Here is a 19,786-nt window from a genome sequence, read left to right as displayed (position 1 = left end):
GTCACGGGTGCGGGAGTTCCGCGGCTCCCCGGCCGGGGCGGGCCAGCAGAGCCGCCACGGCCAGGCCCAGCGCACCCGTCAGCGGCAGCAGCACCCGGACATCGGCGAACGCCGCCAGCGCGGCGCCCAGCGCCAGCGTCACCGCGTTCGGAAGGAACATCAGCGTGCTCGCGGTCGCCGCGGTGCGGCCCAGCACCGCGTCCGGCGTCTCGCGCTGCACGGCGGTCGCCGCCGCCAGCAGCACGCACGGCAGGCCGAGCCCGATGCCCGCACTGCACACCAGGGCCACCGCGTCGTACGGCAGGGCCCGCAGCGCGACGGCGACGGCGAACAGGGCCACCCCGGCGGCCGCGACCCGGCGCTCACCCGCCCTGCGCAGCATTGGTCCCGCCAGCAGGCCGCAGAGCACGGAGCCCGCGCCCTGCGCCGCGTAGAGCACCCCCGTGAACGCGGGGGAGCGGTCCAGCACCGAGTCCGTCACCGCGTAGACCAGCGCCCCGTTGACCCCGGCCAGCGCCATCGTGGCCGCCCCGCCCGCGACCAGCGGCCGGAGCACCGGGGAACGCCACAGCTCCCGGGCCCCGGCCGTCACCTCCGACAGCCTGCCGGCGCCCTTCGGCCGGGCGGCGGGCCGCTCCTCGCGCACCCGCAGCAGCGCGAAGACCGCGGCGGCCGCGGCGAACGACGCGATGTCCAGCAGCGCCACGGAGGCCCCGCCGAACCGGGTGAGGAGCACCACCCCCACGAGCGGTGCGAGCAGCTTCATCCCCTCGTTCGCCGCCATGCGCAGGCCGTTGACGTCGCCGAGCAGCCGGGCGTCCACGACCTTCGCGACCAGCCCGGCCTCGGCGGCGTCCTGCACGACCGAGACGGCGCCGTAGACCGCCAGCACCGCGTACAGGATCCACACCCGCCCGGCCGAGTCCACGGCGAGCAGCGGGAGCAGCAGCACGGACATCGCCAGGTTCGACCACACCAGCAGGGGCCGGCGGCGGAACCGGTCGGCGACGGCCCCCAGCAGCGGGCCGAGCAGCGACGGCGCCCACATCGCGAACGCGGTCAGCGCGGCCAGGGAGTCGGAGCCCGTCAGCGACTTGACCCAGACCCCCGCGGCGAGCCACATCGCGGACGTACCGAAGCCGGAGACCACCACCGCGGACAGGTACAGTCCCGCGTCGCGGTCCCTCAGCACCTCGCGTGCCACCCGTCCCACCGCATCCGCCCCCTCAGCCCCCGCGGGGCCGGTCCGGTCCGGCCCTCCCGAGGACCGTCGCAGCTGAGGACCCCCGCGCGGATCGGGCAACCGCCCTAACCTCGCGCCGGGCGCCTCCGGGTCTTGCGCCGCCGGGTCACTCAGGAGGGCTCGGCAGGACCCCGGCGGGTGCCGTCCGCGCCCCCCGGCCCTCCCGGCGCAGGGCGGCCGCGGTCACCAGCGCTCCCGCGCCCTCCCACAGCCCCACGCCGAGGAATCCCGCCGGTGCGCGGCCCGAGACCACGGCGAGGGTGAAGACCGCGCAGGTCAGCAGCCGGAAGGGGACGGTCCAGCGGAAGAACGCCTTCCAGTCGGACAGCGCGGCCAGGACGTAGTAGACGCCCATGTTGACCGCGGCCATGGAGGACGCGGTGACGAACACCGCCGTGTGGTCTTCGTCGGCGCGCCGTCCCCGCGGCACGGCCTCGAACCCCATGACCGCGAGCAGCGCGTCGGGCGCCAGCAGGCCGACCGCTCCGAGCAGAGCGGCGAGCACGCCGAAGACGGCCATGGTCCAGCCGGACGGGGAACGGGGCAGCAGACGCACAACGGCCTCCAGAGGAAGGGGAGTCGGGATCGACGGGTCCCTGCATACTCCTGCGCACGGCCGGTGCCCACCCCTCTGCCAGGCGCCGGCACCCCCGTCCGCCGTCGCGCGCGGGCGGGGAGCCGCCGTCGCGCACCGGCGGACGGCCCGCCTCAGTCCGCGAGCGCCGCCGCCATCATCCGCTGCGCGACGGGCGCCGCCAGCCCGTTGCCGCTCACCTCGGACCGCTCCGCCCCCGAGTCCTCGACGATCACCGCCACCGCGACCTGCCTGCCGCTGCCGGGATCCTCGGCGTACGAGGTGAACCAGGCGTACGGCGTCCGGCTGTTGTTCTCACCGTGCTGGGCCGTACCGGTCTTCCCGCCGACCTCGGCTCCGGCGATCCGCGCGTTGGACCCGGTACCGTCCTCGACGACCGTCACCATCGCGCTGCGCAGCTGCTCGGCGACGGACGAGGACACGATCCGGCGCTCCCCGGGGTCCTCGTACGACTCCAGGGTGTCGCCGTCGGAGTCCACCACCTCGGAGACCATGTGCGGGGAGACCAGCACGCCGTCGTTGGCGAGTGCCGCCGACACCATCGACATCTGGAGCGGGGTGGCGGTCACCGAGAACTGGCCGATGCCGCTCAGCGCCGTCTGCGCGTCGTCCATGCCGGCCGGATAGACGCTGGGGTGGGCACGCACCGGGACGTCCAGGGAGTCGTCGCCGAAGCCGAACCGCTCGGCCGTCTCCCGCACCGTGTCCTGTCCGAGGTCGACGGCCATCTTCCCGAAGACGTTGTTGCAGGAGTACCGCAGCGCCGTGCGGATGGTGGCGTCCTCGCAGGGCGCCGAAGGGTTCTCGTTGGTCAGGTCCTTCGTCGAGCCGGGCAGCGGGTACGGGTCGGGACTGTCCGTCCGCTCGTCCACCGAGCCGTACAGGCCCTCCTCCAGCGCGGCCGCCGCCACGACGAGCTTGAACGTGGATCCGGGCGGCAGGGGCTGCCGCAGCGCGCGGTTCACCAGCGGCTGGTCCGGATCGTCGAGCAGCTTCTGCCAGGCGTCCGCGTCGTCGGTGCCGCTGATCGTCGAGGGGTCGTAGGACGGCGTGCTCACCAGACCGAGGATCTCGCCGGTCGCGGGGTCGAGGGCGACGGCGGCGCCCTTGGCGTCGCCGAGCGCCTCGTAGCCCGCCTTCTGGACCGCGGGGTCGATCGTCGTCAGCACGTCCCCCGGCTTCTGCTGCGCGCCGGTCAGCGCCTCCAGCGGGTCGCCCAGCCTGTCGTCGGTGCCGTCCAGCACGCCGGAGTGGACCCCTTCCAGCAGGGTCGCGCCGTACGCCTGGGAGCTGTAGCCGGTGACCGGTGCGTACAGGGCCCCGTCGGTGTAGGTGCGCTGGTACGCGAGATCCCCGTGCTCGGTCCGTGCCGAACCGGTTACGGCGGAGCCCGCCACCACGATGTCGCCCAGCGGCTGCGCGTACCGCTCGACGGTTCGGCGGTGGTTGTTCTCGTTCTCGGCCAGCGCCTTCCCCTGGTACGCCTGTACCCAGGTCGCCCGCACCAGCAGGGCGAGCACCAGGAGCAGGGTGAAGACGGCGGCACGCCTGATCGTCCTGTTCATCCCCCGGAACGACGAACACGTACCGCTGGAACGTTCCTTCCTGCGGCTTTTCTCAGGATTTCCTCATCGGGCCCTTGGGCCCTCGGAGCGTCCGGCTCTCCGGCCCTCGGACGCCGGTCCGCGCTCCCCGTGCCGCGGCGCGAGGCGCCGGAGCGTCCTGCACGGCCGCGGTCCGCCTCCGCCGCACGGCGGAGACGGACCGGTGGAACGGACGGTGCGACGGGCGGAGGACGGAGGGGGAGGACGGGGGCGGCAGCGGCCCCGGGGAGACGTTCACGGGCGGCCGCGGCCGCGGTGGAGGCGGCGCGGCGGACCGGTGGCGGCCCCGGTCTCAGAGGCGCCGGGTGGCGAGCGCGAGGCGGTCCCGGGCGTCGAACAGCGCGTCCTTGATCATCTGCTCGTGCGCCGGGGTGAGCCTGGCCACCGGCACCGAGCAGCTGATCGCGTCACGCGCGGGCGTCCGGTACGGGATGGCGATGCCGAAGCAGCGCAGGCCCAGGGTGTTCTCCTCGCGGTCCACGGCGTACCCCTGCTCGCGGATCTGCTGGAGCTCCTCGATGAGCCGCTCGCGGTCGGTGATGGTGTGCTCGGTCAGCGGCGCGAGGGTCTCCGGGAGCAGCTTGCGCACCTGCTCGTCGGTGTGGGTGGCCAGCAGGGCCTTGCCCAGCGAGGTCGAGTGGGCGGGCAGCCGGCGGCCGACGCGGGTGAAGGGGCGCAGGTAGTGCTGGGACTGCCGGGTCGCGAGGTACACCACGTTGGTGCCGTCGAGCCGCGCGAGGTGGATCGTCTCCGTGGTGTCGTCGGAGAGCCGGTCGAGCGTCGGCCGCGCGGCGGCGACGACCTCGTCGCCGTCGATGTACGACGTGCCCACGAGCAGCGCGCGCACGCCGATGCCGTAGCGCGTGCCGGTGGCGTCCGTCTCCACCCAGCCGAGCTCGACCAGCGTGCGCAGCAGCATGTAGAGGCTGGACTTGGGGTACCCGACGGCCTCCTGGACGGCGGCGAGCGAGTGCATCCCCGGACGGCCCGCGAAGTACTCCAGCAACTCCACGGTCCGTACGGCCGATTTGACCTGCGACCCACCCGAATCGACAGCTGACATCACTCTTCGCCCCTTCTTGACCGCGCGGAACGCCCGGAAATAAGGTCCCAGCATATTCACCACCCGGGACGGCGTTCAGAATACCGAACAACCCAGGTGGATGGCAGAGAACCGGAAGGATGCCGCGGTGACAGCAGCACAAGTCTGGAGTGTCGACCCTCGCACCGGGAAGCGGCGCGATGCCGTTGCGGTGGAGGCCACAGCGGAGGACGTCGACGCGGTGGTCCGGGCCGCGCACGCCGCCCGCGGGGTCCTCGCCGACCGCGCCGTGCGGTCCGCGTTCCTGCGCACCGCGGCGACCCTGCTGGAGGAGGACGCGGACGAGCTCGTCGCCGCCGCGGACGCGGAGACGGCGCTCGGCACGGCCCGGCTCACCGGCGAACTCGCCCGCACCCGCTACCAGCTGCGTGCGTTCGCGGACATCGTCGAGGAGGGCGCCTACCTGGGTGTCGTCATCGACCACCCCGACGACACGGCCACCCCGCCGGTCCCGGACCTGCGCCGCTGGAAGGTGCCGCTCGGCGTGGTCGCCGTCTACTCCGCGTCCAACTTCCCCTTCGCCTTCTCGGTCCCCGGCGGCGACACGGCCAGCGCCCTCGCCGCGGGCTGCCCGGTCGTGGTCAAGGCCCACCCCGACCACCCGGCCACCTCCGAGCTCGTCGCCGCCCGGCTCCGCAGGGCCGCCGCGGCCCACGGCATCGACGAGGCGGTCGTCGGCCTCGTCCACGGCTTCGACGCGGGTGTCCGGCTGGTGTCCCACCCGCTGGTCGCGGCGGCCGGCTTCACCGGCTCGGTCCGCGGCGGCCGGGCCCTCTTCGACGCCGCCGCCGCCCGCCCCGTGCCCATCCCCTTCCACGGCGAGCTCGGCTCGCTGAACCCGGTCGTGGTCACCGAGGCCGCCGCCGCGGAGCGCGGCGCCGACATCGGCGCCGGGCTCGCCGGCTCCATGACCCTCGGCGTCGGCCAGTTCTGCGTCAAGCCCGGACTCGTGCTGGTCCCCGAGGGGGACGGCGGCGACCAGCTGGTGAAGAGCCTCGCCGGTACGGTCGCCGACACCCCGGCGGGCGTCCTGCTCGACTCCCGGATGCGCGACAACTTCGTCGCCGGGGCCGCCGAGCGCGCCGCCCTGCCCGGGGTCGCCACCCCCGTCGAGGCGGGGGCCGGCGACGAGCACACCGTCCGGCCGGGCTTCCTGACCGTCGACGCCGCACGGCTCGGCGAGTCCGGGGCGCACGACCTGCTGCTGGAGGAGTGCTTCGGCCCGCTCACCGTCGTCGTCCGCTACGCAGACCGCGACGAGGTCACCTCGGTGCTCTCCCGGCTGCCGGGCAACCTCACCGCCACCGTCCAGCTGTCGGCCGCCGAGGCCGAGGGCGACGGGTCCGCCGCGGCCCTGCTCGCCGAGCTGACCCCGCTCGCCGGGCGTGTCCTCGTCAACGGCTGGCCCACCGGTGTCGCCGTCGCCCCCGCCCAGCACCACGGCGGCCCCTACCCGGCGACCACCTCCACGTCCACCTCGGTGGGGGGCACCGCCGTGGAGCGCTGGCTGCGTCCGGTCGCCTACCAGACCACGCCCGAGGCCCTGCTCCCTCCCGAGCTGCACGACGACAACCCGCTCCGCCTTCCCCGGCGGGTCGACGGGCGACTGGAACACTGACCTGCCATGGAACTCAAGCTCCCCGAACTCCCCTTCCTCCTGCGCGCCTACGGACCGGAGGCCGGCTGGTCGTACGACGACGGGCTGCTGACCGTCGCCGCCGGCCCCCGGCAGGACCGTTTCGTCGCGCCCACCGGCGAGGGGCTGGAGCCGGCCGGCGACGCACCGCGCCTCCTCGGCGCACCCGAGGGCGACTTCCAGCTCATCGCCCGCGTCGACGTCCGCTTCGCCGCCGCGTTCGACGCGGGCGTGCTCTACGTCCACGTCGGCGAACGCGAGTGGGCCAAGCTCTGCATGGAGCTCTCGCCGGACCTGCCGACCGTCTGCACCGTCGTCACCCGGGGCCACTCGGACGACGCCAACTCGTTCACGGTCGACGGGGAGAGCGTCTGGCTGCGGGTCAGCCGCACCGGCCGCGCCTTCGCCTTCCACGCCTCGACGGACGGCGAACGGTGGACCTTCGTGCGCATCTTCGCCCTCGGCGACGAGGAGAGCGCGCGGTCGGCACTGGTCGGCTTCATGGCGCAGTCGCCGGTGGGCGAGGGCTGCGAGGTCGCCTTCGGCGCGATCGAGTACCGCGAGGGAGGGCCGGAGGGCCTCCGCGACGGCACCTGACACACCGGCCGGCGCGCCGGGACGCCTCCTCGCGCCGGTCCGGTCGGGGGCCCGGGTCCGCCCGGGGCCCGGGTCCAGGGGCCCGGGTTCCCGGCCCGCGGATTGCACGGTCCGGCCCCCGGGGAATGCCCCGGCCCCCTCCCGCGTTGCTTCCGGGGCGGCCACGCCGCCCGCCCACCGTCGCAACCCCGGAGTGAAGAGAACACGATGCGCGTCGAGATCTGGTCCGACATCGCCTGCCCCTGGTGCTACATCGGCAAGGCCCGCTTCGAGAAGGGGCTCGCCGCCTTCGCCCACCGCGAGCAGGTCGAGGTCGTGCACCGGTCCTTCGAGCTGGACCCGAACCGGCCCCGCGGCGAGGTCGCCCCGGTGGTCGACATGCTGGCGCAGAAGTACGGCCGCACCCGTGAGGAGGCGCTGGCCATGGAGGAGCACGTGGCCTCCAACGCCCGTGCGGAAGGACTCGGCTACCGCACCGAGGGCCGCGACCACGGCAACACCTTCGACATCCACCGGCTGCTGCACCTGGCCAAGGCCCGCGGCCGCCAGGACGCCCTGCTCGACCTCGCCTACCGGGCCAACTTCGCCGAGGAGCGGTCCGTCTTCGACAGCGGTGTGCTCGCCCGCCTCGGCGTCGAGGCCGGGCTCGACGAGGCCGAGGTGGACGCGGTGCTGGCCGACCCGTCGGCGTACGCGGACGACGTCCGCGCCGACGAGAGCGAGGCGGCCGCCCTGGGCGCGACCGGCGTGCCGTTCTTCGTCCTGGACCGCCGCTACGGTCTCTCCGGCGGCCAGCCCGCCGAGGTCTTCACCCAGGCCCTGGAACAGGCGTGGAAGGACCACGCCCCCGAGCCGGCCGTCGCCGCGGACGCCGGAGTATGCGACACGGACGGCACCTGCGAGGTCCCCGCCTGACACCCCCGGGCGCCGGGGCCGGGTGCCCTGGGGCCCGAACAGGATCCCCGCGGCCGCCGGAGGGCCGGGAAGTGGACGGGCGCGGTCCGCGCCGCGGGCGCCGTGGAGCGGGGTGCGGGTCAGGTCGTCCGGGCCGCGGGCGCGGACCGCGCGGGGGCCCGGCCGAGGGCACGGACGAAGGTGACCCCCGGCCGCCCCGCGAGCGTCGTGACGCCGGTGCGGACGAAGCCGGTGCGGGCCAGGACCGCCAGGGAGGCCGGGTTGTCCTCGGCCGCGGCGGCCCGCAGTCCGGTGAGCCCGTAGTCGCCCGCCGCCAGGGCGCAGACCTCCCGCACGGCGGCGGTCGCGAGGCCGCGGCCGGCCGCCTCCTCGGCGATCCGGTAGCCGAGATCCGCGCTGCCGTCCGCCACGTCGACGAGGTTGACGCGCCCGACGACGCGGCCCTCGTCGACGAGGACGTGGAAGTGGCAGGCGCCCGCGGCCTGTTCGGCGAGGAGCGCGGCGTGCCGCTCGCCGAAGTGGGCGAAGTACGCGTCGCCGCGGTCCGGTACCGACGCGGCGAACCAGGCGCGGTTGCGCCGCTCGAAGTCGAGCACGGCGGCGGCGTGGTCGGTGCGCAGGCGCATCAGCACGGGAGTGGCCATGGGCGCACCCTACGGACGCGGACCGCCCGGCGCGACGTGATTGACCCCGGGCCCGCGGCGGCGGAGGGTGGTCGCATGGAGAGCACACAGAGCGTGGCGGGTCTGCGTCCCCTGGTCACCGCCGAGTTCGCGCCGGCGTCGACGTATCTGAACACCTCCGTGTGCGGGCTGCTGCCGCGCAGGGCGGTCCGTGCCGTGGGCGCGCTGGCGCAGGAGCTCGCCGACGGCAGACGGGGCGGCTCGGGGGAGTGGGGCGAGGTCGAGGCGGTCCGCGCCTCCTTCGCCCGGATCGCCGGGGTCGACGTGTCCCGGGTCGCCGTCGGCGGGTCCGTGTCGGTGCACGTCGGGCTGATCGCCGCGTCGATGCCGCCGGGCGCCGAGATCCTCTTCCCGGAGGGGGAGTACGCCTCCGTGATCACCCCGTTCACGGTCCGCGGCGATCTCCGCCTGCGGTACGCGCCGCTGGAGAAGCTCGCGGAGGCGGTGCGCCCGGGGACCGCGCTGGTGGCGCTGTCGTCGGTGCAGTCCTCGGACGGCCGGGTCGCCGACCTGGCCGCGGTGCGGGCGGCGGCGGACGCGTACGGGGCGGCGACCCTGCTCGACGCCAGCCAGTCGGCGGGCTGGCTGCCGCTGCGCGCGGGGGAGTGGGACTACACCGTGACCGGCGGGTTCAAGTTCCTGCTGTGCCCGCGGGGGGTGTCGTTCCTGACCGTCTCCGCGCGTGCGCAGGAGACGCTGGCGCCGGTGCACGCCGGCACCTTCGCGGCCGAGCGGCTGTGGGAGACGGCGTACGGGCCGATCGGCGAACTGGCCCGGTCGGCCCGCCGCTACGACGAGCCGCCCGCCTTCCTCGCGTACCACGCGGCACGGCAGTCGCTCGCGCTGGTCGAGGAGGCCGGCGTGGACGCGCTGCACGCGCACGCCCTGGCACTGGCCGGCCGGTTCCGCGCCGGCCTGGCGGCTCTCGGACGGGAGGCGGTGTCCGACGCCTCGGCGGTGGTGGCGGTCCCCGGACTCGGCGAGGGCACGGCGGCGGCGCTGGCGGAGGACGGGATCGTGGTCTCGGTCCGGGCGGGCCGGCTGCGGGCGGCGTTCCACCTGTACAACGAGGCGGCGGACGTGGACCGGCTGCTGGACCGCCTGGCGCCCTGAGCCCGCCGGGTCCGCCGCGGCGCCGCGCCCTCGGACCCCGGGTCGCGTCGCCCGCGGGTGAGGGGTGTGAGGGGCCGGCGCCGCCGGTGTGCCGGGACGGGTTCCTGCCGCCCCGGCCCGGTGGGAGCGCGCCGGGCCCCGGTCCGGGCGGTTCGCCACACGCACCCGAGCACCCCGCCGCACGCGCACGAGCGGGGCCGGCCTCCGAAGGGGAAGGAGGCCGGCCCCGCTCTCGTGCACCCGGGGCGCCGTCGCGCCGCGGGTGGTCCCTGTGGCTACTTCACCGGCGTGAAGTCCCGGGCCCCGATGAAGCCGGGCCGCGGCACGGGTGCCGCGAACGGGTCCACCGCGGTGTTCTCGACGCTGTTGAACACGATGAACACGTTGCTGCGCGGGTACGGCGTGATGTTGTCGCCCGAGCCGTGCATCGCGTTGCAGTCGAACCAGGTCGCCGATCCCGCCCGGCCGGTGAACAGCCGGATGCCGTGGGCGTCGGCGAAGCCGGTCAGCGCCTCGTCCGACGGCGTGCCCGCGTCCTGCATCTGGAGCGACTTCTTGTAGTTGTCCCGGGGCGTCTCACCGGCGCACCCGAGGAACGTCCTGTGCGAACCCGGCATGATCATCAGACCGCCGTTGGTGTCCAGATTCTCGGTCAGGGCGATCGAGACGGACACCGTCCGCATGTTCGGCAGACCGTCCTCGGCGTGCCAGGTCTCGAAGTCCGAGTGCCAGTAGAAGCCCGAGGCGCCGAAGCCCGGCTTCACGTTGATGCGCGACTGGTGCACGTACACGTCGGAGCCGAGGATCTGCCGGGCCCTGCCCACCACCCGCTCGTCCCGTACCAGCGCGGCGAAGACCTCGCTCAGCCGGTGCACCTCGAACACCGAGCGCACGTCCTGGGACTTCGGCTCGACGATCGAGCGCTCGTCGGCCCGCACCGCAGGGTCGGCGACCAGCCGGTCCAGCTCGGCGCGGTAGAGCGCGACCTCGTCGTCGCCGATGAGCTGGTCGACGGTGAGGAACCCGTCGCGCTCGAAGCCCATCAGGTCGGCCGTGGCGATCGGCCCGGGGGTCCCCGGCGCGGACCACACCACGGGGTCCTGGCGCGGGGTGGTCACCTCGGTCGCACCCCGGGTGGGGTACAGATCGGTACGTGCGGGTGCGGTGGTCATGGTCAGCCCTCCTCCGTCAGCAGCGGGTACACACCGTTCTCGTCATGGTCCTCCCGTCCGGTCACGGGCGGATTGAAGACGCAGACACAGCGGAAGTCGGTCTTCGGGCGCATCGTGTGCTTCTCGTGCCCGTCCAGCAGGTACATGGTCCCGGGCTCGATCCAGTGGGTCTCGCCGGTCTCGTCGTTGGTGAGCTCGGCCTCGCCCTCGACGCAGAGCACGGCCTCGATGTGGTTCGCGTACCACATCGACGTCTCCGTGCCCGCGTACAGGACGGTCTCGTGCAGGGAGAAGCCGACCTTCTCCTTGGCGAGCACGATGCGCTTGCTCTCCCAGGTGCCGGACGCGGACCGCACATGGCGGTCGGTGTTCTCGATGTCCTTGAACGATCGGACGATCACGGTGTTTCGATACCTCTCGGTCGTGTGCGGTCAGGCGGTCTCTCGGACGGCGCGTGCCAGGATGCGCAGGCCCTCGTCCAGTTCGTCGGCGGAGACGGTCAGCGCCGGGAGCAGCTTGACCACTTCGCTCTCGGGGCCGGACGTCTCCAGCAGCAGCCCCAGTTCGAAGGCGCGGGCGCAGACCCGGCCGGCGCGCGCCTTGTCCTCGAACTCCATGCCCCACACCAGGCCGCGGCCGCGGAAGCTGACGCCCTCGCCGCCGCACTCCTCGACGACGGACAGCAGGGCCCGCTCGACCTGCTCGCCGCGGGCGAGGGTCTGCTTCTCCATCTGCCCATCGGCCCAGTACGTGGTGAGCGCGGCGGCGGCGGTCACGAAGGCCGGGTTGTTGCCGCGGAAGGTGCCGTTGTGCTCGCCCGGCTCCCAGATGTCCAGCTCGGGCCGGAACAGGCAGAGCGACATGGGCAGTCCGTAGCCGCTGATCGACTTGGACAGCGTCACGATGTCCGGCGTGATGCCCGCCTCCTCGAAGGAGAAGAAGGCGCCGGTGCGGCCGCAGCCCATCTGGATGTCGTCCACGATCAGCAGCATGTCCTGGCGCTCGCACAGCTCCTTGAGCGCGCGCAGCCACTCGGGCCGGGCGACGTTGATGCCGCCCTCGCCCTGGACCGTCTCCACGATCACGGCGGCCGGCTTGTTGAGGCCGGAGCCCTGGTCCTCCAGCAGCCGCTCGAACCACAGGAAGTCCGGGACCTGGCCGTCGAAGTAGTTGTCGAACGGCATCGGGGTGCCGTGCACCAGCGGGATGCCGGCGCCGGCGCGCTTGAAGGCGTTGCCGGTGACGGCGAGCGAGCCCAGCGACATGCCGTGGAAGGCGTTGGTGAACGAGACGATCGCCTCGCGCCCCTTCACCTTGCGGGCCAGCTTCAGCGCGGCCTCGACCGCGTTGGTGCCCGTCGGCCCCGGGAACATGACCTTGTACGGCAGGTCGCGGGGGCGCAGGACGACGTTCTCGAACGTCTCCAGGAAGTTGCGCTTGGCGACGGTCGCCATGTCGAGGCCGTGGGTGATCCCGTCGCGCTCGATGTAGTCGATCAGGGCGCGTTTGAGGACCGGGTTGTTGTGGCCGTAGTTGAGCGAGCCGGCGCCGGCGAAGAAGTCGAGGTACGTGTGGCCGTCCTCGTCGTGGAGGTAGCTGCCCTGCGCGCGGTCGAACACGGCGGGCCAGCCGCGGCAGTAGCTGCGGACCTCGGACTCGAGGGTCTGGAACACACTCAGGGCGGGCGGGGTGATGGTCACAGAAGTCTCCAGGTGTGGGGGGTCAGGCGGCGATCGGACCGATGCGGTACAGCACTTCCGGCTGGTGCGTCCCCTCGGGGAACAGCTCGCCGTCGAAGAGGACTTCGCGGCTCAGCGGAGCGTCGTGGCGCTGTGCGTAGGAGGTGAACAACCGGTCGGACGCCGTGTTGTCCGGCGTGACGGTCGTCTCGATCTCACGGATCCCCCGGCCCCCGGCGACCTTGGCGGTCAGGGCGTCGAGCAGGATTCCGGCCAGACCCCGGCCGCGGTGCGCCTTGTCGACGGCAACCTGCCAGACGACGAGCGCCTCCGGGCGGTCGGGCCGTACGTAGCCGGTGACGAAGGCGATCGGTTCACCTCCCGGGCCGCGCGCCACGACGGAGGTGGCGGCGAAGTCACGGCACCACAGCAGGTAGCTGTACGAGGAGTTGAGGTCCAGGACCTCGGAGTCGCGGGCGATGCGCCAGATCGCGGCTCCGTCCTCCACTCGTGGGGTGTCGATTGCCAGGGGCTCCGCGGACTCCACCGGTCCGCGGAATTCGTCTCGGGCTCGTACAAGGTCTTCTTGTGCGGCGGTCATGTGAATTGAATTTACCGAGCAAATTTCAAAAGTGCATCGCGCACAGAGGTTGGCCGACGGCGCGATCCGTGTTATCGCGCGGGCGCGGGCCCTCGCGCGGGCCACCCGGAGAACCCCCGTGTTTGTGGGGATTTAACCGGGCGAAGCGACTTTTGTGTGGTGTCTGTCACACCTTCGGCCGTTCGGGCGGTTGCCCGAGATTGCCTTCGAAACGATAGCGATTGAAGCGTTTAGGCCCCATGATCGGGGGCAGCAGAATGCGGGGAGATGTTCACGCGAATTCGCTGTGCGTTTATGCGGCGGACGCTGAGTTAATTCCGCTTCGTGGATTCCGGAGCGCCGCTGGAGGGGATTCTCCGCGCCGCCTGCGGGGCTTTTCCGCGCCCCGGGGACGCCGATCGGCGTCCCCGGGGCCCGTCACGGGAAGACCCGGCGCCCGAGGGTCACCAGGCGTCGCCGGCCGCCCGCAGAGCGCCCTCCAGGTCCACCTCGCGGCCCTGCGCCGCCAGTGCGCCGCCCAGCGCCGCGAGGCTGGACTGCACGGCGCCGCGGGTCGCGTCCACGCCGTAGTGGTTCACCCGGATCATCTCCTTGGCCAGCGCCCCGCCGCCCGCGATCAGCGGCAGCGCCGGATCGGCCGCCAGGGCGGCCGCCACGAGGTCACGCGCGTCCACACCCTCCGGGGCGCGCAGCGTGGTGGCCACCGGCGCCGCGTCCCGCGCCTCGTGCACGTACGGGGACAGACCGCCCCCGAGCGCGACCGCCCCGGCCCTGGTGGCCGCGGCCGCCGACGCGTGCCGGGCCATCACGGCGGCCGGGCCCTCGGACTCGATGCGCTCCAGGCACGCCTCCAGCGCCAGCATCTCCAGCTGGGCCGGCGCGTGCAGCAGCGCCTTGCGGCCGCTGTCGATCCAGCGCTCCTTCCAGTCCAGGAGCGAGAGGTACGAGCCGCGGGGCGCGTCGGGGTTCGCGGCCATCCGCTCCCACGCGCGGGCGCTCACCGACACCGCGGAGACGCCCGCGGGGCCGCCCATCGCCTTCTGCGCGCCGATGACGCACAGGTCGACGCCCCACGCGTCCGGCAGCAGGGGCTCCGCGCCCACCGAGGCGACCGCGTCGAGCATGAACAGGGCGCCGTGGGCCCGGACCGCCTCGCCGATCTCCGCGACCGGGTTGGTGTTGCCGGTGGCGGCCTCCGCGTGCACCAGGGAGACGAAGTCGATCTCCGGGGCCGCCGCCAGCGCCTCGGCGACCGCGCCGGCGGTGACCGCGCTGTGGAACGGGACCTCCAGGTCCACCACCCGCGCCCCGCAGGCGCGCAGCCAGTTGCCGAAGGTCTGCCCGTACGGGCCGGTGACCACGTTGAGCGCCGTGGAGCCGCGGCGCGCACCGCCGCGGATACAGCCCTCCAGCGGGAGCAGCGCCTCCCCCTGCATGATCACCACGTCCTGTCCGGTGTCCAGGAGCGCCGCCACCCTGCGCTCGATGGCGGCGAAGCGGGCTGCGGTCAGCGGGGCCAGGTCCAGCAGGGGGTGCGTCACGGCGTTGCTCGGCTCTCTCGGTCGTCGGGCGGTCCGGTGGTTCCGGTGGGTGTCCGGTACCGCGACCGAGCGTACCCAGGGCCTCGTACAGTGCCTGACATGAGCGATCACACGGTGCTGCACGTGAAGGGGCGGGTGCTCGTCGGGCCCGACGAGGCGCGCGACGAACTGTGGGTGGTGGACGGGCGGATCACGTACGACCGCCCCCGCGCCGAGGCGGTCACGGTCGAGGGGTGGGCGCTTCCCGGGCTGGTCGACGCGCACTGCCACGTGGGGCTCGACCGCCACGGTCCGGTCGACGCCGCCACCGCGGAGAAGCAGGCGCTCACGGACCGGGAGGCGGGCACCCTGCTCATCCGCGACGCGGGCTCCCCCTCCGACACCCGCTGGATCGACGAGCGGGAGGATCTGCCCCGGATCATCCGGGCCGGCCGGCACATCGCCCGCACCCGCCGCTACATCCGCAACTACGCCCATGAGATCGAACCCGAGGACCTGGTGGCGTACGTCGGCAGGGAGGCCCTGCGCGGCGACGGCTGGGTCAAGCTCGTCGGCGACTGGATCGACCGGGAGGCGGGGGACCTGACCGCGTGCTGGCCCGCGGGCGCCGTGCGCGACGCCATCGCCGAGGCCCACCGGCTCGGCGCGCGGGTCACCGCGCACTGCTTCGCCGAGGACTCGCTGCGCGACCTGGTGGAGGCCGGCATCGACTGCATCGAGCACGCCACCGGACTCACGGACGACACGATCCCGCTCTTCGCGGAGCGGGGCGTCGCCATCGTGCCCACCCTGGTCAACATCGCCACCTTCCCCCACCTCGCCGCGGGCGGCGAGGAGAAGTTCCCGCGCTGGTCCGCCCACATGCGCCGGCTGCACGAACGCCGCTACGAGACGGTGCGCAACGCCTACGACGCCGGGGTGCCGGTCTTCGTCGGCACCGACGCGGGCGGGTCCCTGGCGCACGGCCTGGTGGCCGACGAGGTCGCCGAACTGGTCACGGCGGGGATCCCGGCCGTCCGCGCGCTCTCCGCGACCACCTGGGGCGCGCGGGAGTGGCTGGGGCGCCCGGGGCTGGAGGAGGGCGCCCCGGCGGACCTCGTCGTCTACGGCGAGGACCCGCGGGCGGACGTCCGGGCCCTGGCGGCGCCGCGGCGGATCGTGCTCCGGGGGCGTGTCGTGGGGTGATGCGGGGCGACGGGAGGTGTCACCGCCCGGGAGCGGCCATGGGGGCGCCCCCGGGGCGAGCGGCGGGGCGGGACCGAGGTGCGGTGGCGTGGTGTTGACCGGCCGTGACCACGGGTCCTGACCGGTCGTTGAAGCACCTTTCGTGCGCGGTCGCGGTGACGACGGCGCACGACCCCCGTACGGGTGGCTGGGGGGACCAGGGGGAACGCACGTGCCGCGAGAATCGAATGCGAGCACGGAAACCCCACTTTAGGGTGAACTCACGTCAGGTGTCTGTGCGTTCACTCTCCGTGCGTAAAGATTCGGGTGTCTTCGCCGCCCCCGCCCACGTGTCCCCGTGGGCGGTCGCGGCACCGTGTCTCCCGTGGGGGTTCCACCACCGTGAACAGCAACACCTTCGTCCCGTCCGCACGCGTGCCCGCGCGCCGGCTCGCGGCGGCGACGGCCGCCGCCGCGCTGATCGCCGGACCGCTCGCCCTCGCCGCGCCCGCGCACGCCACCGGCGCAGAGGGCGAGGCGGCGGCGGTCGTGCTCCGCACGGGCCTGGACGTGGCCCTGCTCGACAAGACGGTCCACGTCCCCCTGAAGGCCACGCTGAACGAGGTGCGGGCCCCGCGCAGCGCCGACAGGACCGCGCTCAGCGTCACCCTGGACGGTGTCGACAAGGGGCGGCCCGTCCAGCTGCTGCGCGCCGACGTGGCCACCGCGAAGGCGTCGGTGGAGGGCGGCCGGGCCGAGGCGTCCAGCAATCTCGCCAAGGCGCGGGTCCATGTCCCCGGACTCCCGCTGCTCTCCCTCGTCGAGATCGAGCAGGTCACCTCCGAGGTGGTGTGCGAGGCGGGCAAGCAGCCCGTGGCCGAGTCCAACCTGCTCGGACACGTGAGGGTCCTCGGCAAGAAGGTGACCCTCTCGGCGGGCGGTCCCACCGTCGTCGAGGTGCCCGCCGTCGGCACGGTCTCCCTCGAACTGTCCAGGACGCGCACCACCTCCACCACGGCCGCGGCGGCGGCCCTGCAGCTCAAGGTCTCGGTGGACCCGCTGAACCTGAACGTCGCCGAGGTCACCGGCGAGCTCACCCTCGCCGAGGCCACCTGCACCTCGCCCGCGAAGGCGGCCGCCCCCGACAAGCCCGCCGAGCCCGGCGAGCCGGACGAGGCCGCGCCCCCGGCCGAGGACACGGAGCAGCCCGGCCGGGACATCGCCGCACAGTCCGCCGAGGAGCCCGCGGCGAACCTGGCCGAGACCGGAGGCAGTTCCGCGACCGGGTACATCGCGGGCGGCGCCGGGCTGTTCCTGGCGGCGGGCGCCGCCGCGATCGTCGTGACCCGCCGCCGCTCGCGCGCGGAGGGCTGACGGGCCGCACGCGCCCGGTGCCCGTGCACCGGGCGCGTGCCCGGGCGGCCGTGCCGCCCCGCGCCGCCGGGCCCCGCCGAGGGGGAGGGGCCCGGCCGCCGGGGCGGCACGCCCGCCGCGGGCCGCCCCGGCGACGGGCACGCCGGGACCGCGCTCGTCGGCTCAGCCGACCGCGGTGAGGGCCTGGTCGAGTGCGAGCAGGAAACGATTCGTCGTCGTCCTGTCGCGCACCGCCAGCCGCAGCCACTCCCCGTCGAGCCCGGGGAACGTGTCCCCGCGCCGGACGGCGAAGCCGAGCGAGCGCAGCCGTTCGCGCACCTGCGCCGCCCGCCGCACCCGGATCAGGACGAACGGCCCCGCCGCGTCCTCGACGGCCCGCACCTCGTCGAACTCCGCCAGCCCCGCCAGCAGATGGGCCCGGTCCGCGGCCGTCCGCACGGCGGCGTCCTCCGCCTCGGCCAGCGCGTCGGCCGCCATGCACGCCTCGGCTGCCACCAGGGCGGGTGCGGACACCGGCCACAGCGGCTGTGCGCGCTCCAGCGCGGCGATGGTCTCCGGCTCCGCCAGCACGTATCCGATCCGCAGACCCGCGAGCCCCCACGTCTTGGTGAGGCTGCGCAGGACGACGAGTCCGGGTACGTCCGTGCGGCCCGCGAGAGCCTCCGGCTCTCCCGGGAGGGCGTCCATGAACGCCTCGTCCACCACCAGGTACCGCCCGGGGCGGGCGAGCGAGGCGACGTCCGCCGCCCGGTGCAGGACCGACGTCGGATTGGTCGGGTTCCCGACGACGACCAGGTCCGCGTCCCTGGGCACGGCGTCCGGGCGGAGCCGGAACCCGTCCTCCTCGCGCAGCAGGACGCGGCCCACCTCGTGACCGGCGTCCCGCAACGCGGCCTCCGGCTCGGTGAACTGGGGATGCACGACCACGGGCCGGCGGACCTTCAGCGCGCGGGCGAGCAGCACGAACGCCTCGGCCGCGCCGGCCGTCAGCAGGACCCGGTCCACGGGCAGGCCGTGGCGGCGGGCGACGGCGGCCCGTGCCGCGCGGTCGTCGGGGTAGGCGGCGAGCGAACCCAGCGCGTCGGCGATGCGCTCGCGCAGCCACGCGGGCGGGGTGCCGGTGCGGACGTTGACGGCCAGGTCGACGAGTCCGGGCGACGCGTCGCGGACCTCGGCGTCCCCGTGGTGCCGCAGGTCGTGACCGCCCTGCTGCGGGCCGGACTCCCCGGCGCGGTCGTCGTGGTCAGCGCGCGTGTACATGGCAGCCGCGCAGGGGTGCAGGAGAACGGGACACGGATCTCTCCTCGGGACGTGGGGGGTTGGGAAGCACCTCGACATCATCCCTTCTGCCGTCCCGTCCCGGCAGATGCCCCCGGACGCCCGCCGCCCTCGCGGGCGATGGCACATGTCACACCCGCCGGCCTTCCCTCCGGGCGGGAGGTGCGCTTGGGGACCAGCAGGTCACCCCCTCCGGCGAGCGCCGCCGCCTCCGCGACCGACGGTGTGCCCACGGCGGCGAGCACCGAGGCCGAGCCGCCGGGCACCGCCACCGCCGCCAGCCGGCCGGCCGGGTAGGCCGTGACCGGGACCCCCAGCCGCGCCGCGGCGGCCACGATCCCCGGTTCCGACGCCCTGCGGTCGAGCGTCGCGAGGCCGGTCACCTCGTCCGTGCGCAGCCCGGCGTCGCGCAGCGTCGCGAGCACCAGGTCCACCACCTCGTCCGCGGGAACCCCGCGCGAGGCCCCCACGCCGACGACGATCCCGCCCCGCGGGCCGCCCGCCTCCCCGCCGGACCTCCCGCCCGTGCCGGTCTCCGTCCCGGCCGTCCCGGCGCCCCCCGCGCCGCTCCCCGTCCCGCCCTCACCTGTCCGCGGCCCGCCCGCCCCGGCGGGGGACGTCATCCGGACCTCCGGCGGCGGAACGGCTCCGATCGCCGTGCGCCGGGGGCCACTTCGCGGGCAACCGGGTGAACGCGCCCGGCAGCGGTGTGCGCCGGGGCGGTCCGATGGGCTAGCAAGGGCCCATGGCGGTGTTCGTCGCGCTCGGCGCGTTCCTGATGACGCTCTTCGGCGGCTGGATGGCGCACCGCGTCACCGACCGCCGGCACCTGGTGCTCGGCCTCGCGGGCGGACTGATGCTCGGGGTGGTCGGGCTCGAACTCCTCCCCGAGGCCCTGGAGTCCGCCGGACACGAGGTGTTCGGGGTGCCGCAGGCGCTGCTGCTCTTCGTCGGCGGATTCCTCGGCGCCCACCTGGTCGAGCGCCTGCTCGCGGTGCGCCGCGCCGCACACGGCGCCGAGCCCGGGGCGCGGGTTCCGCAGGTGGGGCTGACGGCGGCCGCCGCCATGGTCGCCCACAGCCTGATGGACGGCATCGCGCTGGGCGTCGCCTTCCAGGTGGGCGGCGGCATGGGCGCGACCGTCGCCCTCGCGGTCATCACCCACGACTTCGCCGACGGCTTCAACACGTACACCATCACCAGCCTGTACGGGAACACCCGCCGCAGGGCCGCGCTGATGCTGTTCGCCGACGCCCTCGCCCCCGTCCTGGGGGCGGCCTCCACCCTGCTGTTCACCCTTCCCGAGGAGCTTCTCGGCAGCTACCTGGGGTTCTTCGGCGGTGCGCTGCTGTACCTCGCGGCCGCGGAGATCCTCCCGGAGGCCCACCACCGGCACCCCGCCCGGTCCACTCTGCTGTGCACCGTCGGGGGAGTGGGCTTCGTCTGGCTGGTGGTCGGTCTCGCCGAGTGACCGGCCCCGCGCCCGTAC

The 19,786-nt window shown here is 74.4% G+C and carries 19 protein-coding genes; 7 read left to right on the top strand and 12 right to left on the bottom strand.

Features of this window, described 5'->3' with window-relative positions; all coding sequences use genetic code 11:
* Nucleotide 1: 1 nt before the first annotated feature.
* The 4 genes from IAG43_RS06900 to IAG43_RS06885 form a co-directional block, all read right to left on the bottom strand.
* Entirely contained in the window at nt 2–1,213 is a 1,212-nt protein-coding gene (locus IAG43_RS06900) for an MFS transporter (RefSeq protein ID WP_246574107.1), read from the bottom strand.
* A gap of 136 nt (nt 1,214–1,349) precedes the next feature.
* Entirely contained in the window at nt 1,350–1,763 is a 414-nt protein-coding gene (locus IAG43_RS06895; RefSeq protein ID WP_187744321.1) for a hypothetical protein, read from the bottom strand.
* A gap of 188 nt (nt 1,764–1,951) precedes the next feature.
* Nucleotides 1,952–3,403 carry a peptidoglycan D,D-transpeptidase FtsI family protein gene (locus IAG43_RS06890; protein WP_187739876.1) on the bottom strand — a complete coding sequence of 484 codons (1,452 nt, stop codon included), beginning with the start codon at nt 3,401–3,403 and terminating at the stop codon, nt 1,952–1,954.
* Between the two features lie 331 nt (nt 3,404–3,734).
* Nucleotides 3,735–4,505, bottom strand: coding sequence for an IclR family transcriptional regulator (locus IAG43_RS06885; protein WP_187739875.1), 771 nt, complete (start codon nt 4,503–4,505; stop codon nt 3,735–3,737).
* 127 nt (nt 4,506–4,632) lie between these two features.
* On the opposite strand from IAG43_RS06885, the gene IAG43_RS06880 reads away from it, so the two are divergent.
* The 3 genes from IAG43_RS06880 (at nt 4,633) to IAG43_RS06870 (ending at nt 7,692) form a co-directional block, all read left to right on the top strand.
* On the top strand, nt 4,633–6,162 hold the full coding sequence (locus IAG43_RS06880; RefSeq protein ID WP_187739874.1) for an aldehyde dehydrogenase (NADP(+)): 1,530 nt from the start codon (nt 4,633–4,635) through the stop codon (nt 6,160–6,162).
* Between the two features lie 6 nt (nt 6,163–6,168).
* Nucleotides 6,169–6,777, top strand: coding sequence for a DUF1349 domain-containing protein (locus IAG43_RS06875; RefSeq protein ID WP_187739873.1), 609 nt, complete (start codon nt 6,169–6,171; stop codon nt 6,775–6,777).
* 207 nt (nt 6,778–6,984) lie between these two features.
* A complete protein-coding gene (locus tag IAG43_RS06870) occupies nt 6,985–7,692 on the top strand; it encodes a DsbA family oxidoreductase (protein WP_187739872.1) in 708 nt (235 codons plus the stop codon).
* A gap of 119 nt (nt 7,693–7,811) precedes the next feature.
* On the opposite strand, the gene IAG43_RS06865 is transcribed toward IAG43_RS06870, so the two are convergent.
* The gene (locus IAG43_RS06865) at nt 7,812–8,336 is read right to left on the bottom strand and encodes a GNAT family N-acetyltransferase (protein ID WP_187739871.1); all 525 of its coding nucleotides are present in this window, start codon (nt 8,334–8,336) and stop codon (nt 7,812–7,814) included.
* Between the two features lie 75 nt (nt 8,337–8,411).
* On the opposite strand from IAG43_RS06865, the gene IAG43_RS06860 reads away from it, so the two are divergent.
* Nucleotides 8,412–9,488, top strand: coding sequence for an aminotransferase class V-fold PLP-dependent enzyme (locus IAG43_RS06860; protein WP_187739870.1), 1,077 nt, complete (start codon nt 8,412–8,414; stop codon nt 9,486–9,488).
* A gap of 275 nt (nt 9,489–9,763) precedes the next feature.
* On the opposite strand, the gene thpD is transcribed toward IAG43_RS06860, so the two are convergent.
* From thpD to IAG43_RS06835, 5 genes are all read right to left on the bottom strand, one after another.
* Nucleotides 9,764–10,660: an ectoine hydroxylase gene (gene thpD / locus IAG43_RS06855; RefSeq protein WP_187739869.1), complete on the bottom strand. Its 897-nt coding sequence runs from the start codon at nt 10,658–10,660 to the stop codon at nt 9,764–9,766.
* A gap of 2 nt (nt 10,661–10,662) precedes the next feature.
* Nucleotides 10,663–11,061, bottom strand: a complete 399-nt coding sequence (locus IAG43_RS06850) for an ectoine synthase (protein ID WP_187739868.1) — start codon at nt 11,059–11,061, stop codon at nt 10,663–10,665.
* A gap of 30 nt (nt 11,062–11,091) precedes the next feature.
* Nucleotides 11,092–12,360, bottom strand: coding sequence for a diaminobutyrate--2-oxoglutarate transaminase (ectB, locus tag IAG43_RS06845; RefSeq protein ID WP_187739867.1), 1,269 nt, complete (start codon nt 12,358–12,360; stop codon nt 11,092–11,094).
* A 22-nt stretch (nt 12,361–12,382) separates the two neighbouring features.
* Nucleotides 12,383–12,940 carry a diaminobutyrate acetyltransferase gene (gene ectA, locus IAG43_RS06840; protein ID WP_187739866.1) on the bottom strand — a complete coding sequence of 186 codons (558 nt, stop codon included), beginning with the start codon at nt 12,938–12,940 and terminating at the stop codon, nt 12,383–12,385.
* A 443-nt stretch (nt 12,941–13,383) separates the two neighbouring features.
* Complete coding sequence (locus tag IAG43_RS06835; protein WP_187739865.1) at nt 13,384–14,481, bottom strand: aminotransferase class V-fold PLP-dependent enzyme; 1,098 nt, start codon at nt 14,479–14,481, stop codon at nt 13,384–13,386.
* Between the two features lie 99 nt (nt 14,482–14,580).
* On the opposite strand from IAG43_RS06835, the gene IAG43_RS06830 reads away from it, so the two are divergent.
* Together IAG43_RS06830 and IAG43_RS06825 are read left to right on the top strand one after the other, a co-directional pair.
* On the top strand, nt 14,581–15,666 hold the full coding sequence (locus IAG43_RS06830; RefSeq protein ID WP_187739864.1) for an amidohydrolase family protein: 1,086 nt from the start codon (nt 14,581–14,583) through the stop codon (nt 15,664–15,666).
* Between the two features lie 381 nt (nt 15,667–16,047).
* Entirely contained in the window at nt 16,048–17,019 is a 972-nt protein-coding gene (locus IAG43_RS06825; protein WP_187739863.1) for an SCO1860 family LAETG-anchored protein, read from the top strand.
* Between the two features lie 162 nt (nt 17,020–17,181).
* On the opposite strand, the gene cobC is transcribed toward IAG43_RS06825, so the two are convergent.
* The gene (gene cobC, locus IAG43_RS06820) at nt 17,182–18,279 is read right to left on the bottom strand and encodes an Rv2231c family histidinol phosphate aminotransferase CobC (protein WP_187739862.1); all 1,098 of its coding nucleotides are present in this window, start codon (nt 18,277–18,279) and stop codon (nt 17,182–17,184) included.
* A gap of 77 nt (nt 18,280–18,356) precedes the next feature.
* The gene (locus IAG43_RS06815; protein WP_246574105.1) at nt 18,357–18,767 is read right to left on the bottom strand and encodes a cobalamin biosynthesis protein; all 411 of its coding nucleotides are present in this window, start codon (nt 18,765–18,767) and stop codon (nt 18,357–18,359) included.
* A 275-nt stretch (nt 18,768–19,042) separates the two neighbouring features.
* On the opposite strand from IAG43_RS06815, the gene IAG43_RS06810 reads away from it, so the two are divergent.
* Entirely contained in the window at nt 19,043–19,768 is a 726-nt protein-coding gene (locus tag IAG43_RS06810; RefSeq protein WP_187739860.1) for a ZIP family metal transporter, read from the top strand.
* Nucleotides 19,769–19,786 lie beyond the last annotated feature (18 nt).

This window comes from Streptomyces genisteinicus, assembly GCF_014489615.1.
GTDB lineage: Bacteria > Actinomycetota > Actinomycetes > Streptomycetales > Streptomycetaceae > Streptomyces > Streptomyces genisteinicus.
This window is presented reverse-complemented; position numbering and strand designations above follow the sequence as displayed.

Bases quoted from the DNA above. Each gene is read 5' to 3' on its own strand.
- IAG43_RS06895 (WP_187744321.1), bottom strand. From the start codon at position 1,763: ATGGCCGTCTTCGGCGTGCTCGCCGCTCTGCTCGGAGCGGTCGGCCTG.
- IAG43_RS06890 (WP_187739876.1), bottom strand. From the start codon at position 3,403: ATGAACAGGACGATCAGGCGTGCCGCCGTCTTCACCCTGCTCCTGGTG.
- IAG43_RS06885 (WP_187739875.1), bottom strand. From the start codon at position 4,505: ATGTCAGCTGTCGATTCGGGTGGGTCGCAGGTCAAATCGGCCGTACGG.
- IAG43_RS06875 (WP_187739873.1), top strand. From the start codon at position 6,169: ATGGAACTCAAGCTCCCCGAACTCCCCTTCCTCCTGCGCGCCTACGGA.
- IAG43_RS06870 (WP_187739872.1), top strand. From the start codon at position 6,985: ATGCGCGTCGAGATCTGGTCCGACATCGCCTGCCCCTGGTGCTACATC.
- IAG43_RS06865 (WP_187739871.1), bottom strand. From the start codon at position 8,336: ATGGCCACTCCCGTGCTGATGCGCCTGCGCACCGACCACGCCGCCGCC.
- IAG43_RS06860 (WP_187739870.1), top strand. From the start codon at position 8,412: ATGGAGAGCACACAGAGCGTGGCGGGTCTGCGTCCCCTGGTCACCGCC.
- thpD (WP_187739869.1), bottom strand. From the start codon at position 10,660: ATGACCACCGCACCCGCACGTACCGATCTGTACCCCACCCGGGGTGCG.
- ectA (WP_187739866.1), bottom strand. From the start codon at position 12,940: ATGACCGCCGCACAAGAAGACCTTGTACGAGCCCGAGACGAATTCCGC.
- IAG43_RS06830 (WP_187739864.1), top strand. From the start codon at position 14,581: ATGAGCGATCACACGGTGCTGCACGTGAAGGGGCGGGTGCTCGTCGGG.
- cobC (WP_187739862.1), bottom strand. From the start codon at position 18,279: ATGTACACGCGCGCTGACCACGACGACCGCGCCGGGGAGTCCGGCCCG.
- IAG43_RS06810 (WP_187739860.1), top strand. From the start codon at position 19,043: ATGGCGGTGTTCGTCGCGCTCGGCGCGTTCCTGATGACGCTCTTCGGC.